The sequence below is a fragment of the Belliella aquatica genome (assembly GCF_014637795.1).
GTDB lineage: Bacteria > Bacteroidota > Bacteroidia > Cytophagales > Cyclobacteriaceae > Belliella > Belliella aquatica.
The window spans coordinates 398,382-398,777 of record NZ_BMFD01000005.1; the positions used below are offsets into that span (position 1 = coordinate 398,382).

Here is a 396-nt window from a genome sequence, read left to right on the forward strand (position 1 = left end):
ATGAAAAACATATTTAGTCACTGCTACAGTTATGCGCCGCAGTGCGGGGTAAAGAAGGGCGCACACGTAACCCAGAGTCCCTGCGGTGGTTATTTTTAGAAATATTAAGTGTCTTTCGGGACGATAGGAGGATTAGTAAATTTAGAAAGGATAAAGGAGGAAAGAGCAAAGTTTTTTTATTACACCGAGTGGCACAGAGGAGGCACAGAGGATATTTAAAGAGAGGAGAAAGGGAAAAGGTTAAAGGAGAAAGGTGGGAAAGGATGAAGGAGGAAAAAGGGGAAAGGGAAAATGTACCTCCCTAAATAGCGTTGACCGTTTGGTTCAACATTCATTAAGTATTTCCATCGGGCAATCATGAGCCAGAGGTTCTTCTCTTGGGCAAACTTCGTAGGG

General features: G+C 43.2%; 1 protein-coding gene. It reads right to left on the reverse strand.

The annotated features are described in order from the left end of the window. Positions 1 to 215: 215 nt before the first annotated feature. Positions 216 to 396 (reverse strand): hypothetical protein (locus IEV57_RS19365; protein WP_229744344.1); only part of this gene is annotated, 181 nt, incomplete at its 5' end.